At 54.5% G+C, this 16207-nt stretch carries 15 protein-coding genes, 1 tRNA gene and 1 pseudogene; 8 read left to right on the forward strand and 9 right to left on the reverse strand.

The window, feature by feature from the left end:
• Positions 1-70 precede the first annotated feature (70 nt).
• The 8 genes and pseudogenes from AC0V6L_RS05910 to AC0V6L_RS05945 all read right to left on the reverse strand — a co-directional run bounded on the left by AC0V6L_RS05910 (position 71) and on the right by AC0V6L_RS05945 (position 7889).
• Positions 71-1072 carry a M48 family metalloprotease gene (locus AC0V6L_RS05910; protein WP_486153413.1) on the reverse strand — a complete coding sequence of 334 codons (1002 nt, stop codon included), beginning with the start codon at positions 1070-1072 and terminating at the stop codon, positions 71-73.
• Positions 1072-1788: a DsbA family protein gene (locus AC0V6L_RS05915; RefSeq protein ID WP_486153414.1), complete on the reverse strand. Its 717-nt coding sequence runs from the start codon at positions 1786-1788 to the stop codon at positions 1072-1074. The genes AC0V6L_RS05910 and AC0V6L_RS05915 overlap by 1 nt, the downstream gene beginning before the upstream one ends.
• 45 nt (positions 1789-1833) lie before the next feature.
• Positions 1834-3213 carry a M48 family metalloprotease gene (locus AC0V6L_RS05920; RefSeq protein ID WP_486153415.1) on the reverse strand — a complete coding sequence of 460 codons (1380 nt, stop codon included), beginning with the start codon at positions 3211-3213 and terminating at the stop codon, positions 1834-1836.
• Between the two features lie 96 nt (positions 3214-3309).
• Positions 3310-5430, reverse strand: coding sequence for a PAS domain-containing protein (locus AC0V6L_RS05925; RefSeq protein ID WP_486153416.1), 2121 nt, complete (start codon positions 5428-5430; stop codon positions 3310-3312).
• 168 nt (positions 5431-5598) lie between these two features.
• The gene (locus AC0V6L_RS05930; RefSeq protein ID WP_486149110.1) at positions 5599-6039 is read right to left on the reverse strand and encodes a DUF2141 domain-containing protein; all 441 of its coding nucleotides are present in this window, start codon (positions 6037-6039) and stop codon (positions 5599-5601) included.
• The gene (locus AC0V6L_RS05935; RefSeq protein ID WP_486153417.1) at positions 6036-6812 is read right to left on the reverse strand and encodes a sterol desaturase family protein; all 777 of its coding nucleotides are present in this window, start codon (positions 6810-6812) and stop codon (positions 6036-6038) included. The genes AC0V6L_RS05930 and AC0V6L_RS05935 overlap by 4 nt, the downstream gene beginning before the upstream one ends.
• 102 nt (positions 6813-6914) lie before the next feature.
• Positions 6915-7444: pseudogene (locus AC0V6L_RS05940) on the reverse strand (MmcB family DNA repair protein).
• A 64-nt stretch (positions 7445-7508) separates the two neighbouring features.
• Positions 7509-7889 (reverse strand): hypothetical protein, encoded by a 381-nt coding sequence (locus AC0V6L_RS05945; protein WP_486153418.1) that lies wholly within the window; start codon positions 7887-7889, stop codon positions 7509-7511.
• A gap of 165 nt (positions 7890-8054) precedes the next feature.
• Here AC0V6L_RS05945 and AC0V6L_RS05950 point away from each other — a divergent pair.
• The 4 genes from AC0V6L_RS05950 (at position 8055) to AC0V6L_RS05965 (ending at position 10038) form a co-directional block, all read left to right on the forward strand.
• Positions 8055-8131, forward strand: a tRNA-Arg gene (locus AC0V6L_RS05950).
• Between the two features lie 407 nt (positions 8132-8538).
• Positions 8539-8973 carry a hypothetical protein gene (locus AC0V6L_RS05955; protein WP_486153419.1) on the forward strand — a complete coding sequence of 145 codons (435 nt, stop codon included), beginning with the start codon at positions 8539-8541 and terminating at the stop codon, positions 8971-8973.
• A 111-nt stretch (positions 8974-9084) separates the two neighbouring features.
• On the forward strand, positions 9085-9255 hold the full coding sequence (locus AC0V6L_RS05960) for a helix-turn-helix domain-containing protein (protein WP_486153420.1): 171 nt from the start codon (positions 9085-9087) through the stop codon (positions 9253-9255).
• A gap of 69 nt (positions 9256-9324) precedes the next feature.
• Positions 9325-10038: a rolling circle replication-associated protein gene (locus tag AC0V6L_RS05965; protein ID WP_486153421.1), complete on the forward strand. Its 714-nt coding sequence runs from the start codon at positions 9325-9327 to the stop codon at positions 10036-10038.
• On the opposite strand, the gene AC0V6L_RS05970 is transcribed toward AC0V6L_RS05965, so the two are convergent.
• On the reverse strand, positions 10029-10382 hold the full coding sequence (locus tag AC0V6L_RS05970; protein WP_486153422.1) for a hypothetical protein: 354 nt from the start codon (positions 10380-10382) through the stop codon (positions 10029-10031). The two genes, AC0V6L_RS05965 and AC0V6L_RS05970, sit on opposite strands and share 10 nt — an antisense overlap.
• Positions 10383-10723: 341 nt before the next feature.
• On the opposite strand from AC0V6L_RS05970, the gene AC0V6L_RS05975 reads away from it, so the two are divergent.
• From AC0V6L_RS05975 to AC0V6L_RS05990, 4 genes are read left to right on the forward strand one after another with little or no spacing between them, the layout of a single operon-like run.
• Positions 10724-11890, forward strand: coding sequence for a DNA cytosine methyltransferase (locus AC0V6L_RS05975; protein ID WP_486153423.1), 1167 nt, complete (start codon positions 10724-10726; stop codon positions 11888-11890).
• A 16-nt stretch (positions 11891-11906) separates the two neighbouring features.
• On the forward strand, positions 11907-12428 hold the full coding sequence (locus tag AC0V6L_RS05980) for a hypothetical protein (protein ID WP_486153424.1): 522 nt from the start codon (positions 11907-11909) through the stop codon (positions 12426-12428).
• Positions 12410-15136 (forward strand): ORC-CDC6 family AAA ATPase, encoded by a 2727-nt coding sequence (locus tag AC0V6L_RS05985; RefSeq protein WP_486153425.1) that lies wholly within the window; start codon positions 12410-12412, stop codon positions 15134-15136. The genes AC0V6L_RS05980 and AC0V6L_RS05985 overlap by 19 nt, the downstream gene beginning before the upstream one ends.
• Positions 15129-16199, forward strand: a complete 1071-nt coding sequence (locus AC0V6L_RS05990) for a hypothetical protein (protein ID WP_486153426.1) — start codon at positions 15129-15131, stop codon at positions 16197-16199. Before AC0V6L_RS05985 ends, AC0V6L_RS05990 begins: the two co-directional genes overlap by 8 nt.
• Positions 16200-16207 lie beyond the last annotated feature (8 nt).

Genomic DNA, 16207 nt, shown 5'->3' on the forward strand with positions numbered 1-16207 from the left:
AAAAAGGCGTAGGCCTAACGGGGTGCGCTGGCGGCGAACGCGAAGTCGTATGGCGCAACTTTTGCGTATCCTATAGCCTCTTATCGGGATCGATTGCCCGGCGGAAATGGGTGCGCCAGTCCGCTTTTCCGGTGGCCTTCATCAACTGCTTGATCTGCGGAATTTCTGCCGCGATGAATTCTGCGCGTTCATCCCAGCCATCATGCGTGCGCGCGCGAAATAACCCGCCATCGTGGCGCGGGCCCCAAGTCTCCATAAAGGTCACGGCGGCGCGCGGATCATATCCTGCATTGGCCAGCAGCCACGGCATCAACCGATCCGCTTCCCGTTCGGTCAATCGAACATTGCGGCGTTTGCGTTTGTTTCGGTCAAGCCATGCGCGGTGGAAAAGCAGGTTGTGCGCCAGTTCATGCGCGATGGCGGCTGCGAACAGCTCCTCTGCATAGCTGAAGCCGACAAAGCGCGTGCCGATCACCACGCGTTTTCCTTCTGCAACGGCTTTCGAATTGCCGCCCGCCAGCTCAAACCGGGTGGCGCAGACGGGTTCGGCTTTGACCGTGGTGGCGGCTCCATCGGCGAAGCGCACCGTGATGGCGCCGCGCTCAGCCAAATGGGCATCGATAAAGTCGTGTGCGCGCGTAAGGCGGCGCCAATCCATCCGGGCGTCTGCATCCCATCCATTGGGGTTGGCCGCGCCCAGCGCCGTGACTTCGCGATTGGCTGTGAAAGCGCCGCTGTTCGCGGAAGGCGATCCGCGCGCGGCAGTCTGGACGGCAAAATCACCGCTTAGCCCAAGTGCTGTGCGAGCGGCGTCTGGGTCTGAATAGCTGGCAAGATCGTGGAGTTGGAGGCCGATGGAAGGAATCGCGCGCTCGCAAAAACCGGCATTGCCGTGAACCAGTTTCCAGCCGACATCCTGCAGCAGCTGATCCTTGGCCTGAAATGCCAGGATCGCTGCTTGTTCTTGGGACAAGTCTGCCGGCGGGTCTGCGGCATTGCCGGGCGCGATTGCCGCCAGGGCAACCGCGAGCGCCCCGACCAGAGAGGCCCGCCGGGTGGAGGCGTGCTGCATCAGCTGTCGCTGGGCGCGCTAACCGGATTGTCGAGCGCTTCTTTCAAGGTATCATACCCAACTGCGCCGTTGAGTGTTTTGCCGCCCGCTACCCATGCAGGGGTTCCATCAAAACCCAATGTCCGAGCAAAGCTGAAATTCTTGGCCAGTTCGACAGTCACCGCTTCGGATTTCGCGTCAATTTCCGCTTTGGCCATATCAAGCCCCGCTGCGGTTGCTGCGGCGGTAAGGCTCTCCGGGGTTACGGGGCTGCGCGCAAACATTGCGAGGTGAAATTGTTCGAATTTGCCCTGCATCCCGGCGGCCATGGCCATGCGTGCGGCCGCTTCGCTGCCTTCGAACAGTGGCATTTCACGCACAATCACTTTCAAATCAGGGTCTTCGCGGACCAATTGGTCAACATCGGCAAGGCTGGCTTCGCAATAGCCGCAATTGTAATCGGTGAATTTCACCAGTGTTTTCGAACCATTGGGGTTCCCACGCACAACTCCAGCTGCCGGGGTGTAAAGATCATCGCCCAAATCGGCGAGGCGCTTTTGACCCTCTTGAGCTTGATAGGCTTCGGCCATTTTCGGCAGCATGTCAGGGTTTTCGAGCAGAAACGCCTGCGTGCGGGCATCAGCCAGACCGGAATAGGACCAGGTTGCCGCTCCCAAAAAGCCAAAGGCCAGAGCCAAAAGCGCGGTTAAAAGCGAATTGCGAAAAGCTGCGGGCATGGGGTGAACCTATCTGAAAAAGTCGTTGGCCGGTGCGCTTGCGCCCTAGCGGCGATCGCGCAGAGCTTCCAGTTCGGCGCGCGCTTGTAGGCTGATATCCTGCGCGCGGATCCAATCAGGGGTGCCGCGCGGCAAGCCAGCCTCTGCCGCCTGCGCGCTGCGCAAAGCTTGGGGATACTGGCGCGCCATCACCTGCTGTTCTGCGCTGGCGAGTTTGGCGCGCGGGATATCGCCGCGTTCGGCATAGACCACGCCCAGCTGATACCACGCAAACGGATTAAACCGGTCCTTCGCAACCGCTGCACGAAGAACACGCTCCGCCTCTGGATAGTTTGAGGTATCCTCAGTCGCGATCAGTGCGTGCCCGAACATGGATGCAATCAGCGGCTGGTTGAGCGTCAGCTCGGTCGCACGGCGCAGGGGGGCGAGCGCTTCTTGCGGGCGGCCCGATTCGAGCAGAACTTGCCCCTGCAATTCAAGGAAATACGGATTCTCCGATTCCAGATCGAGCAGCGCCTGCGCCTCCGCCAGAGCTTTCTCAACCTGCGCATCCTTGTGATAGGCATAAGCGCGCGCATATCGCGCCGCCGCGCTTGTATCGCTTTCCGGATAGAGGTTGAGCGTCTGCCACGGTTCAGCCAGATAGCCATACAGCTTGGCCTGAACGCGGGCGAAGCGTTCCTGCAAGGCGGCATCATCGGGGGTGTCCCAGGCCGGGTCTTCTTCAAGCAAACCGCGCAGGGTTGAAATCCGGTCGCCAGAAAGCGGGTGGGTGCGCCCATAGGCAGCTTCGTCCGCCTGGCTAAACCCGCGGCGAATTTCGAGATTGCGCAGTTTTTCAAAGAAGCTGATCATGCCGCGCCCGGAGATACCAGCGCCTGAAAGATAGCGCGCGCCGGCGAGATCGGTTGCGGCTTCCTGATTGCGGTTGAACGCAAGAAAGCTGCCCAAAGCGGCCTGTTGACCCGCCATAATCGCGCCCAGCGCCGCATCGCCCGCGCCTGCAAGCGCCGCGCCCACACCCAGCAAAAGCGAGAGGATCGTGATGCCATTGGCCGCCCGGGTGCGTTCGTTAAAGCGCACCACGTGGCCTGCGGTGATGTGACCCAATTCGTGCGCGATCACGCCTTGCACTTCGTTCGCGGTATCCGCCGCGTTGAGCAGTCCGGCATGGACATAAACGACTTGGCCGCCCGCCACGAAAGCGTTGATGGAAGGATCGTTGATGAGCACGATATCGACATTGCCGGGTTCAAGCTCGGAGGCTTCGATCAGCGGCGCGCTCATATCGATCAGCAATTGTTCGGTTTCCGCATCGCGCAGCACGCTTTGCGCAAATGCAGGTGTAACAATGGTGGCAAAGCACGCGATCAACGCGAGGCAATAGGCAGCCATTTTGTAAGCGGATTGATAAGCGGCGCGCATCCCCATGGCGTAGCGGGTTTTGACCTGAACGGGAACTGAAACCGCAAATTTCGCAGCGCTTTAATGCGTTTTATTGGGTCTGGCCTATGCCAAAGATCACCCAATCAGCTTTTTCGCCGCGCGTTCGATCATAGGCACGTCATCGCCGATTTCGCCGAGGATTTCGACCCCGCCATTGCCATCACGGCGCACCATGACAAGCGCAAATTCCGGGCCATCGGCTGCGATCTCTTCAATCGCCTGCCCTTCAAGCTTACGCAGTTTTTTGGCCAATGCGGCACGTGGTGTGTGTTTCGCTTCGACCGGTTTGCCGCTTTCTTCGCGGCGCAGGCGGCGTTCGGCCTGAACGACCCCTTTGAGGCCGCCATCCGCATCGGCGAGGAATTGCGCAAGTGCGCCATAACCCAGTTCATGCCGGTGTGCATGCGCCAGAACGGCGGCATATTCGGTGAGGCGCGTTTTGTCGTAATCCCGGCCGAACACAAGTTTAACAATCGGTGTCATCGGCGCCCGGTCCTGCGCGGAAAGGCCGTTTTGTGCGATCAGCTGTTCGTAATCAGCCGGCGCTTTTTTGGCTTCGAGAGAGAAGTCATAAGCGCGGCTGACCGCGGCATAGAGCGCGCTGCGGCTCCGGTCTTCCGCTTTGAGCGCGGTTTGCACCAGCTCGCGGGCCGAGGCGAGGTAGATTTGCAAGCTGGAATTGCCAAGGGCTGCGGCTTGCGAATCGGCGTCAGCATTATCGGCATGATCGTGATCGGCGTAATCGTCAGCCAGATCATCACTTACGTCGTTATCTGCCGGAGTGTCTGTTACGTCTTCTACAGACGCGCTTTCATCGCCAGACGCATCACCAGCTGCGCCGACCAATACGGGCGTATCCGATACAGGGGTATCCAATACTGGCGTGTCATCCGTTTCAGCGTCTTCGATTTCAAACGCGCCGCCCAGTTCGAGCGGAGCCTCTTCAACATTGTCACTTATGGCCGTGTCTTCAGCGCTCGTATCGCTATCGCTATCGGCATCGGCAAACTCATCGCGTATATCGTCGCTGTTGCTGTCGCCTTGGTCTTCGGCGGCTTGGCCCTCACCAGCTTGGTCTTCCGTATGAGGAAATGCGTCACGATCAATTTCGTCTGGCACTTTCATCTCGGCATCGAGATCGATCGCCTTTTTGGTTGGTGTTTCCAGATAATCGGCAAGCGACGCGAAATGATAGGCCGCCTCGTCTTCGCCCGATTCGAAGTCTTCATCGAATTCTTCTTCTTCAGGGTCTTCGAGCTTGTACTGCGCGAAATCGGGCAGATCGCTATCGGCGCCCAGCTCATGATCAAACGCGGCATCGCAGCCGCCCAGATCGAGCAGGCTTGCGGTCTTGCTTTTGGTTTCAGCGGGCAATTCGGGTTCATCGCCAGCGTCTGTTTCGTCGATTTGATCAAGGCCAAGCTCAAACACATCATTGGCGGCCTCAGCTTCAACTTCGAGCACCAAAGGCGGTTCGATATCATCTTCATTCGCCGGGGTCAGATCGGTCAGCTCGTCAAAATCATCGAGCGAGGACGCGGCCCATTCGGTCACGGGATCGCTGGGATGCTTGTGCGCCTCATCCTCTTCAACCGGCTCCGCCTCAAGCGCCTGGTCAATTTCGAGCAGCAGCTCATCAGCGGTCGCCTGGTCGGCCATTTCCTTCCAGTTGATCACGCCATAAATGAAATCGATGGTTTCATCATCGCTGGAATAGGGCAGCAGAATGCCGCGATACAGGATCGCTGCGCCTTCGCGATTGACGAATTCGGCCTCAAATCCAATCGGTGCCTCATTGGCGAGGATTTGCATGTAATGATCGGTGATTCGGCTGAGCAGCGAACGAGCGGGCACATCGGACAGCTTGTTAATCTCGCCTGTCGCACCGCATTCTTCGGCCAGCTTGTCGCCAAGATATTGCACTGCAGGATCTTCAATCCCGACCGAGAAATCGAGCAGCACCGAATTGGGGCCAAAGTCCGAGATGTCTTCGGGATGAAGTTCTTCTATCGAGGGAAAGCTGCGTTCGCCCAAAAGGCTGGCCCAGTGATTGTAGGCGCGCACCTGCATGCGCCGCTCATCCTGGCCAATCGCAGCGGGAGGGCCATCATGCGCAGCGTCAGCATCGGGGGTTGCCCAATCTTCGGTCTGGTCAGTATTCTCGTTGGTACCGAAAGTGCCGCGCACATCGTCCATGGCCCGCATTGCCCCTTGTTAAACGGTTGCAGACTTGGTTTTGGACGGTCGTGGTAAACATTGCGTTAAGTTGCACGGAAAAGTCGCCTCGGTTGCAGCAAAAGCGAGATTGAGCGCATTGCCGACGTCAAAAAAGCGCCGGATAGGGCGTGCCTGCGCGCGCGATTTCTAGAGGAAATACCGCATCTTTATCTTAAGTTTTTGCGGTGCATCGCCCACTTCGAATACCGCATCCTTAAATTTGGGCGGGGCCATGCGCACTTTGGCGTCTCGCGAAAAGCCATAGCCTTCTTTGGGCATCATGCCGAGCGCGCGGTCAGCTTTGCCATTGTCATTCTCATCATGCAGCAATGCGATGGCATAATCGCCCGGCTTCACATCCTTGAATGTGATCGTGACAGTTTTGCCCGCAGGCACGACGGTCCGGTGCGAGGCGGGATCTTTGCGGCATTTGGGAAAGATTGCCTCTTTCGTCGTCATGCACGCGCGCACCACGCCTTTGTCTGAGCGCAGATCAGTGATGGTAATCTGGACCTCGTTCGCAGCTGCCGGGCTTGCCGCGGCAACGCCCGCATACAATCCTGCGCCAATCAGCGCCGCGCGCTTCACGAAAGATCCGCCGATGCGCGGGGTGGCGGGGTTGCTGTCATCCGCTTTGATAGGCCGCGATCTGTCCCGCAAACGCGATCCCAAAAGCGAAAATACAGGCCAAAATTGCATCGATATTCCTCGTGGTGTTTTTCGTGATGGCTCGCTGTTATCAGCCAATGTCCCAATGGAGAATGAACAAGCCAGCGCGGAAACGCTTCCCAGCCCATATGATTGGTGACCCCCATGATGGTCGCGATGGTGAGCACAATGCCGACCATGGCGATATGGATCGGCACTACAAACACAAGCAGGGGCACGACAATCGCGCCGGTCACTGCTTCGATAGGGTGAAAGCTCATCGCGGTCCATGCGGTGGGTGGGCGGCTGTCGTGGTGGACGGCATGTGCCAGTTGGAACAGGCGTTTATGGTGCATGGCCCGGTGGCTCCAGTAAAACCAGCTGTCCTGCACAAACAGATAGATCAGCACTGATAGCGGCATATACCAAACAGGATAGGCGCTGATATCGGTATAAAGCAGCGTCCAGCCGTGATGGTTCCAGCCCCAAAAGACGATGCCCGCCGGACTGCCGTAAATCAGCGCTGCGATCATTGACCAGCGGATTTCGCGGCCGATCTGGCGCGATTTGCCCGCGTATAATCCAGGCCGCAGCCGCGCTGTCATCCAGGCGAACAGTCCACTTGCAAGGAAATAACGCACAGCCACAATCGCCGAAACCGCAAGGCTGACAATCAGCAGAGCAAGCGGCACGGGTAAATCAGGACTGAGCATGAAGCGTATATGCCGCAGTTCGGAGGCCGCGGATAGAGGGGCGTCTCCAAATTTGCCTATCCGCGTGTAATACTCAAGACGGCTGCTTGCCTGCGCGCCTTGTCACTCAGCCACGCCGGGGGGCACGCATTCCGGATCGAGAGCCATGGTGTGCCGGCGCAAGGCGGCGCGAGCCAAGTGTTCCACTTGAGATTTGCGCCGAGCCGGTGCCAGCGGATTGAGGCTGGCGTGACGGATAATTTCACCATCATAGCCATCAGCCACAATCACACCGCATTCATCGGGGCGGTACGCTTCGCTCGCCAAAGGTTCCCGGTTGAGGTCCGGGGAACGCCCCAGAAGAACCGGTCACAAAAATCGAGGTAATCGGGCCATTTGGTATCGCCCAGCAGATCAGCGCGCGCGACTTTGATCTCAACAATCACAATCAAGCCCTTGGCATCGATCCCCATCAGATCTGCCCGCCGACCATTTTTGAGTGGCATTTCTGGAAGGCACCAGATGCCATTGCGCGCAAACAATCGGGCGATCCCGCGCGCAACATCGCGCGAGGATGTCGCAGGCGGCGCTTCGTTATCGGATGAAGTGATTGACGGTGCCTGATCGGGCCGAGAGAGAGCTGCGGATGCCATGCTCTCTTGCTGGAACATTGCGCGAACATGGTCAAGTGATTTGTGCCCAAATGGGACGAAAATCTCAGCCGTCCGCGCCCTGTTTGGCCAATTTAATCACCGTGCCGCGAGCGGAATGAAATTCGCGCCACAGTGCGAGCGCCGGAGCGTTTACGTCCTGCCCGCGCGCGCTGATAGAGCACAAGGCAACCATGCCCGGCTGCATCATCGCATCGATATCCTCAATCGTCTGCCAAGCCAGTTCGCGCTGCCACTCGGTCGCCTTGTTCAGCATGGTGGGGATAGCAGCCAGATCGCCCTCAAATGGCTCATCCGAAAGCTGCGCCAACCGCGCCAATTGCGCGGCCTGACTGTGCAGATCCTGCCAGCGCTCGGTTAATGAGCCAGCGGGTTTTGCGGCGGTATTGCGCATGGCGCGCATCTGTTCGGGGGGTAGGGCAGACATTAGGTTGTCTTATCGGCGCAGACTTGCCGAAGGGTTAAAGTGGGGCTTGCCATTTGTGCAATCACGCTGGCCGAGAGTACGCGAGCAGCAAGGCCGCGACATTAGTGTGGCAAAGCATCGCAGGTCTTGCTAAAGCGCCCGCCCGGCATAGGACAAAGCCGGCCCGCACCCGTAGCTCAGCTGGATAGAGCGCTGCCCTCCGAAGGCAGAGGCCAGAGGTTCGAATCCTCTCGGGTGCGCCATTATTTCAATGGGTTAGGAGACTTCCTGCCCGACGTTGTGCAAATATTATGAAAACCTGGGTCTTTGAACTCAGTTTCTCGCACCGGCACCCAGACCTGCAAGAGGTGAGCTTATCCCGGCGAAAGGTTCTAATGTGAGCGGTGAGGCAGAAGAAGAGATACTGCCGCCATACCCGGCCGCAACTCGATCTGAACTACAGCGAGTTTATGGGTTTCATGTTGAGCATAAAGTGTTTGGGTCGGCTGCGATCGAAGCGAACATTTGCAAAAACAAGTTTGCAGAATTGCATGGAGAAGGGTCACCGAAAGACGGTTGGGAGCACATCGCTAAAGAAGTGCGATTGGCAGGCCTTGCATGTGGCGGGCTGACACGGTTTGGAAAGTCGCCAGCAGGGACCAGAAAGCTTGTGCTGGAGACGATTGCCTCCTTGAAAGCCAGCTCTTCGAAGCTCAAAGCTCTCAATAATGAGCCGCAGTTTATCCTTGCGGCAATTGAGATAAGAGATCAGTTCGATCAGCAAAACGATATCGAGCATCTTCAGTTGATGATCGAGAAGCTTGCTAGCGTTGCCGATGCGCTCGATCAGGTCGACACTCCGAAGAAGTTCAATTCGACCTACAGCCGCAACCAAAGGATAAAGCTGGCGGTCCTCTTGACCCCTCTTTTTGAGCAACAGTTTGAAGCGAACGCGAAACCGGTTGGCGGTGATCGGCCCGTACCAAACGAAGATGCGAATGATTGGACTCGCTTCTATCAAATGGCGGCAGGCCTTGTGTGGCAGGAACAGGCAACGCCAGATCGTCAAAGGGTCTTGAGGGAGGCGATTTGGCCTCAGGCCTAACTCTGCTTGCCATCAGTCGCTTTTTGCCGAGCCTTTTTCTCCTCTAAATGCGACTGACCACTCACCCGATTGGGAATACCCGTGCTCTCCTGAAATCAAGGAGACACAATCATGACCAAGCTGCTTACTATCCCCCAGTTCTGTGAACGCTTCGAAGTTGGGCGCTCTACCGTGTACCGGGAACACGACGCTGGCAGGCTTCCGTTTGTGAAGATTGGGCGCGCAACGCGCATTTCCGAAAGCGATGCGGTCGATTGGGTCAATAATCTCCCGTCTTCGTAATGTTCCTGCTCGTCCCATTTGAAACTTACGCTCGGAAATTCGCGTAGGTCCCTCTGCGTTTCATCCGCAATGGGTGTCTTTCAAACTTTACAGGGACTTGCTGAAGTATCCGGCGAGCCCTCTTTAGGGGCGAAGTTTGTGGCTGCTCGAGGCTCGAGACGTGGAGGAAAGCGGCTTGATCGCCATCGGGAAAGCAACCAGCTATCACGGGAGGATTGCAAAAAACTGATAGGAGCCACTAATGCCGCCGCGTCGAGCGGCAGGCCCTTCAATCGCTTCATCACCATACTTTGGGAAGAGGCAGGTATTAGTCGATTGGAAAATGCGAAGACTACCGGCCGGTTCATCAAGCTAGCCAACGATTGGGCTAAGCGTAATGGCTACGGTCTAACTTGGGTTTGGGTTCAGGAATGGGGGAGGCACAAGGGTGCCCATGTCCACATCCTTCTTCACGTTCCGGTCGCTCTGAACGAGCAGTTTCGCACAATGCCGAGGAAGTGGGTGAAGCACTTGAGTGGCGGCACATACGTCGCTCGAACGCTTCGTTCTGATCGAGTGGGCAGAGATGCAGATGCCAAAAACTCTTCCCACTTGTATCAGGAGGAGCTAATGGCACGGCTTCATTACATGATGAAGAACGCCCCATACGAACTTGAGGCCGAGCTCAACATGGTTTGGGAGCGAGCGCACTACAGTAAACATTGGGGGCGCGAAGGATTGGTGTTCGGAAAGAGAGCCGCCGCATGGCAAGGTTGGAAGAACGCTTCTGCTCTTTATGGATGACATTCACTGAGCCACAAAACATCCATCTCGACCGCGCCGATTTGTTCTTCGAGTGTCAAGGTGTCGCCAGCAATAAAGCGCTTCGGCCCCGTCATTCCGCCAAGTGCATTTCGTGAATTGACTTTGCCGCATACAATGATCGGGCGATTAGCAGTCTTCGAGTAAATCTCGAGGTCGGAAAAAACAGCTGAAGCCGGATCTCTCAGCCGTGGCTTGACAATTTCCTCAGCCATCATTCGAGCCAGAACTGGCGCTTCCTCTGGCTTGATGTTGTAGGGATCTGTTTTCTCGCTTGAGCAAGCCGCAGCTGTGAGCGCGACAGCGCTAGTGATCAAAACTCTCATAATATTTCCCGTGCTCTACCGCTCCGTCCCGCCAGTCGGGACGGTTGATCGCACGAGAACACAGGGAACCGCGCCCCGCGTATTCCCATTGCTGGTATTATATTTCGCAGGCCGCCCGACCTGAAAAAGGCCGGTCTCTGTGTTCAACCGCACGATTGCGGGCTCCTTCTCACGATCAAGATTGAAAGAGCGCTGTCATGATATGACGATGGTCAGCCTTTGTCCATTGTCGCCAGCATGTATTTGGTCGCCTAGGGCCCGCGAACTCCGCTCGCTTAGAAGCTCAGCTTTGGCCGATTGACACTCTCACTTTAGTTTCAGATGCTACACCGAGAAAAATCGTGGGCAGGGTCATTGATTTGCAAGCAGTAGATATTTTTTCGGGGGCTGGGGGGCTAGCCAAAGGCGTCGCACTTGCGGGCTTTGAAACGATAAGCAGCCATGACTTCGATCGAGCAAGTTGTGAGACGTTGCGCAACAACCTAGCGGCAAAGAAGTTGTCGGATAATTTTGAGGTCGTCGAGTCAGATATTGCGAATGTCGATTTCAAGCGCTTTGAGAACCAGATTGCCCTGTTGAGCGGTGGGCCACCTTGTCAACCATTCTCGGTAGGTGGCAAGCACGTGGCCCAAAAAGATCAACGTGATCAATTCCCTCAAGCCGTCCGTGCAGTTCGAGAAATAATGCCTATGGCCTTTGTCTTTGAAAACGTGGCCGGTCTTATGAGGCAACGATTTAGGACCTACTTTGAATACATTAGATTGCAGCTGGCCCACCCTCATATCTGCCAGGCTGCAACCGAGAGTTGGGAGGAGCACTATTGCAGGCTTCAGGAATATCACACTTTGGGCGATCGTTCGGGCTTGCATTATCGAGTCTTAGTCAGTTGTGTTAACGCTGCTGATTACGGTGTGCCGCAACAGCGAAACCGTGTCTTCTTTATCGGGTTTCGACAAGGTCTGGGTGCACAATGGCATTTCCCAATGCCGACCCACTCTAAGACTGCATTGCTGAATGAGCAATCATCGGGGCGCTACTGGGATAGGCATAAAGTTCTGCCAGAACCAGGATTCCGACTTCCGAGTTCGTTGCAGAAACGTATGTCCTTCAAAGAAACGGCTGTGCACCTTCCCTGGAATACGACACGTGACGCCATTGCTGGCTTGGCATCACCGATGGAGAAAACTGCATCCTCGGACGACCCAATGCACTATCTGAAGCCAGGGGCTAAAGCGTACAAAGGACACACAGGAAGCGACTTAGACCTGCCCGCTAAGACGCTAAAAGCTGGAGTTCATGGGGTTCCAGGTGGCGAGAATATGCTGAAGGATCATGATGGCCGGCTCAGATACTTTACTCTTCGCGAATGCGCTCGCCTGCAAACGTTCCCTGACACTTATCAATTTCATGGTTCATGGACGGCAGCAATGAAGCAATTAGGCAATGCAGTCCCCGTAGATCTCGCCAAAACTATTGCGCGCAGCATTCTATTTGCTCTAGGCAAATAATACGTGGGGGGATTTAATGCCATCTATTAACGAGTTGATTGATGAATCGCTATCGCCGATCAATTTAAGAATTCTTGTCTTTGGGCCGCAGGTCGAAAATCTCTCTGAAGCCGAACGAACCAGGAACCTTCAGAACAAGCGGATAGAAATAAGAGAAGCGCTTGAACAGATCGGCCATGAGGTGAAGTACGCCGAAGATGTCGTTGATTCATCGATAGATGGACCGGGTGCTAATGCCTTTTTTCAAGAGATTGTCATCATGGAAGACTTTGATTTCATAGTGACATTAGTTGAATCACCGGGCAGCAATATCGAAACCGGTGTGATAGCCAGTCGGCCTCATCTTGCTAGGAAGGCATCTCTCTACATCGACGAAACTTTCCATGAAGGCTTGGCATGGCGGGCGTGCCAGTTCGTGGAACATTTGGGTGGACATGTTCATCAGTTTACATACCCCGAAGACTTGACTGAGTGTCACTTACTTGGTCATGTCAAGAACCGTGCAAGTACCATACAAATGTGGAAGTACTTGATGTGAGCCCGAATAATGCGGATAGCGCCGATGTGAATGCTGCGCTTAATGAGCGCAGATCGCTTTTGCATTTTGTGGGCTCGGCAGACCTGGAGGACTTGGCCAAACTTCAGTATGATTGGGCCACCGGGTCGGTTGTTCCAGGCTCAAAAGCCTATGAGATCTTCCTGTCACACGGCCTCGTTGAAGAGCTAGAGAATGACTCAAAGCTAACGAGGGCGGGCCTGCTTATTCTTGGTCGACTGGTCTTGCAATTCCCACAGATAGCGCTGGGGAAGAAAATTGAATTTGGGTCATATTCGTTCAAAAAACGGATCAAGATCGGCAAAAACTCTGCAATCTACGTTGCGGAGCATCGCATCCTCGGTCATTCGGTGGTGGCGAAAGTACTTAGGCCCGGTGCGAGCGAGAATATCGTTGAGGCCATGAGGGTAATGACGGCGCTGCCACGAGAGACGCGCATAGTTCGCCCAATTGACATAATTGAAACAGTGCATTCCGATGCCGCTGGCAACGAAGTCAAGCTTAATTGTCTTATCTATCCTGTGGTTGCTGGTATCCCGCTCCGAAAATTTCTTAGCCAAGAGAGCTATCATCTGAACTCACATGTTGCTCTTGCGTTCGTAAGACAGATTGGCTCGGCTTTAGCTGAGCTCGAGGCTATTGGAGCCTATCATGGAGACTTGCACGACGAAAACATACTCGTGGAGGAGGATGCCGAAGGCCGACTTAGCTTTCATTTAATTGATATTTCATTCGGTGCCATGGGAAGTATGAGTCATGAAGAGTGCGCCAACAGTGATATGGCAAACTTTCGTCGACATGTTTGGCGCATTCTTTCCGCGCAGAAGTCTTTTCTACCGCGAATGTCTTTAAGAAAATTCTTGGGAACCAACCAATTCCGCAAGCTCACTCACATCATGTCCGGGGACGTCGCAAATTTCTCTGAGGTTTTGGTAGCACTCAGCGAAAACTCCTCCGAACGAGCATTTCGCGATCAAAAGTTGAAATTCAGGAGCGAGAAGTTCGGTGCTCCCACCACCTTCCGCCTCCAGAGATATGAGGAGATTATCGACCCTTCTGAAGCAGCAAAGCTTTTTGTTCCTTTTCCAGAATTGATGAGCCAGGTCTCTGACTTCAGCAATAACTTCATTTCTGGTAACCGAGGTTCCGGGAAGTCGACCTATTTGGCTGCCCTGGGCTTTTTCCCGCACTCCCAGGGCTCGAACGTGGACTTTCGGGAGATATTTGGGGTCTATTTCCCATGCCGCCAAGGGGAATTTAAGTCTTTGGCTGGTGCTACTGATTGGACAGAAACAGAGCTCCGGGTTTTTGCTGCCCACCTAGTAGTTGTTAAAACTATGCGCAGAACACTCGAGGCGGTGTCACAAGGTGTCGAAGCTGGCCGTCTCAAGAACCCGGCTGATCTTGGCCACTTAAGGGAGTTCCTAAATGAGATAGTCCCGCCACCTGGGATCATTTCGGTCGAAGGCGATCTGCTACCGGAGTTGAAGAACTTTGCTTCAACGATGATCCGGATCGAGATGGAGCTCGTTAGCGGTACTAATCTCGCTGGCTTTGCTACACGTGAAAAGCTCGGCCCTGCCTCGCTTATTGACTTCTTCAAGGTCATTAGGAGGACATTCGCCGAGCTATCCGGCACTCGTTTCCATATCCTCTTTGATGATGCGGGAAGTCCAAACCTAAACAAGCAATTCCAAAGAGTGCTTTGCGATCTAATTCTAACGTCGAATCCGATCTTTTGCGTAAAGTTCTCCGCGGAGAAATTCACATTCGAGTTTGAAAGTTCATTGGGGAAGGTCCCTGAAAACGGCCATGACTATTTTGAGCAAGATATCTCACAAACACTTTTTGTCGGTTCCCGGAATGCGCGGCTCCCCCGCCAGGAACTTGAAGAGTATTTTCGCAAGATCGTAGATCAGAGATTGCAGCATTTCGGATATCAATCAGATCACATTGTCGATTATTTAGGTGACAATCCAAACATTTCTGACCGCTTGATCGGCTTGCTAGCCGCAAGCAGAAGGGATGCTAGATATGCGGGCTGGACCACCGTTTGGAACGTCGCAGAACGGACGCCAAGAAATCTTCTTGAGCTGGTTTCGGAAATATTCGCTTACGCGGGCATCGAGCCTAGTACGGAACCGCGAGAGGTTTCGATGTCAGTGCAGGACAAAGCGATACGATCAATCTCGCTTAAGCGTCTCCAATCACTCAGTCAGGTGCCCGGTTTCGTTATGATTGGGGGCAAAAAGGTGAGCCTCGGCAGAAAGCTGTACGAGATAGCTGCTTCAATTGGATCGATCTTCCGTGCCTACCTGAAGGAAGAACAAGGCAAGAAACGGAAACGACAACATCTTGCAATCGAACGGAATGACTCCAGTGAGATCTCTGACGAGGCGACGATCGTTCTTGAGAAGCTCATTTCTTTTGGAGTTCTAGACGATAGCAAGTCCGAGTATGCGCGAGACGACGGCGTGCTGAAACCGATTTATGTTCTAAACCGCATTTACTGTCCCGCATTCAACATAATTTTTCGCCGGGATGAGCATTTGAGACTTTCCCAGAAGAAGCTTGAGTTGCTTCTCCTGGATCCACAATCATTCGTAAAAATAGGCACTAGACGCCTCGCGAAACTCCATGCCGAGAGCGACTTTGACGAAGGCCTCTTTGGTTACAATATTTATGACTGATAAGATCGAAGTTCATAAGGTCGACGACCTTTCTCGAGTAGCGGTCGATATGGATGCCGTTGTACTCGCGGCTGGTTTTGAGGACCGAGCATTCCATCTGCTCCGACACGGTACATTCGGTCAATCTGCATATTGCCTAATTGTTCGATACGTGAATGATATCTCCGAAAATTCGCAGGTGTTTGAAGAATACATAGAGCTTGCAGAGCGCAACTTCTCGCAGGAAAGAATTCTCGTCCTCGACCTTAATACTGATGATATCGAGAAGTTTGCAAAGGAACTTGATGCAAAGATCTCACTATTACCGCCTGAGGTAAAGCGAATTGCCATCGATGTTTCGGGAATGACATCTTACGCAGCCTGCCTCTGTTTAAGGTCAGTTCGCAGCCATAGGCCGTTAGAAAGGCAGCGTGTTGTCTACTCGTCGGCCGATGAGTACGTGCCTAGCGAGGAAGAGTATCGCGCTCTAACTGAGAGAACAACAGGGCCCGACATCTCCTACCTACCTCAATCCATGGCGATGGAGATGTCAGAAAACATGGTTCTTGAGGCATTTTCTGGTCATCGGAGCGGCGATAGCCGCGCCTGCCTGGCTATTTTCGCCGGTTACGAGGTGCATAGATCGAGTGGTGCAATCGATGCCATAAACCCATCGCTTTTGCTGCTGCTTCATGGCGTCCCTGGCGACCATAGACACAGCTGGAGGGCAGAATTTTCGAAGAGCCTTCATTCGAAATTTGAGACCACAAGGCGATGTGCGACAGAAGATGTTTCTACGCTATTCATTCAAGAGAGCTTAGATATTCTGGAAGAGTATTATGACTACCTGATCGATGACTACGATTTCGTTATAGCGCCAGTTTGTTCAAAGATGCATGCGGTTGCGGCATATATCTTTTGGGAACGATATGGTGAAGTGCAACTCTCATTCCCGATGCCTATTGGCTACGCTGTGGGAAATCGGCCGCGTGGCGTTGGCAGTGTCTATTTCGCTGATCTGTATGAGAAAAGAACGTTGTTCCGAGGGGTGGCCAGCCACCTCGAGCAATTCGAGGATGACTAGGTTGTGGC

The organism is Erythrobacter sp. JB1-15 (assembly GCF_057365035.1).

Bases quoted from the DNA above. Each gene is read 5' to 3' on its own strand.
- AC0V6L_RS05910 (WP_486153413.1), bottom strand. From the start codon at position 1,072: ATGCAGCACGCCTCCACCCGGCGGGCCTCTCTGGTCGGGGCGCTCGCG.
- AC0V6L_RS05915 (WP_486153414.1), bottom strand. From the start codon at position 1,788: ATGCCCGCAGCTTTTCGCAATTCGCTTTTAACCGCGCTTTTGGCTCTG.
- AC0V6L_RS05920 (WP_486153415.1), bottom strand. From the start codon at position 3,213: ATGCGCGCCGCTTATCAATCCGCTTACAAAATGGCTGCCTATTGCCTC.
- AC0V6L_RS05925 (WP_486153416.1), bottom strand. From the start codon at position 5,430: ATGGACGATGTGCGCGGCACTTTCGGTACCAACGAGAATACTGACCAG.
- AC0V6L_RS05935 (WP_486153417.1), bottom strand. From the start codon at position 6,812: ATGCTCAGTCCTGATTTACCCGTGCCGCTTGCTCTGCTGATTGTCAGC.
- AC0V6L_RS05945 (WP_486153418.1), bottom strand. From the start codon at position 7,889: ATGTCTGCCCTACCCCCCGAACAGATGCGCGCCATGCGCAATACCGCC.
- AC0V6L_RS05960 (WP_486153420.1), top strand. From the start codon at position 9,085: ATGACCAAGCTGCTTACTATCCCCCAGTTCTGTGAACGCTTCGAAGTT.
- AC0V6L_RS05965 (WP_486153421.1), top strand. From the start codon at position 9,325: ATGGGTGTCTTTCAAACTTTACAGGGACTTGCTGAAGTATCCGGCGAG.
- AC0V6L_RS05970 (WP_486153422.1), bottom strand. From the start codon at position 10,382: ATGAGAGTTTTGATCACTAGCGCTGTCGCGCTCACAGCTGCGGCTTGC.
- AC0V6L_RS05980 (WP_486153424.1), top strand. From the start codon at position 11,907: ATGCCATCTATTAACGAGTTGATTGATGAATCGCTATCGCCGATCAAT.
- AC0V6L_RS05990 (WP_486153426.1), top strand. From the start codon at position 15,129: ATGACTGATAAGATCGAAGTTCATAAGGTCGACGACCTTTCTCGAGTA.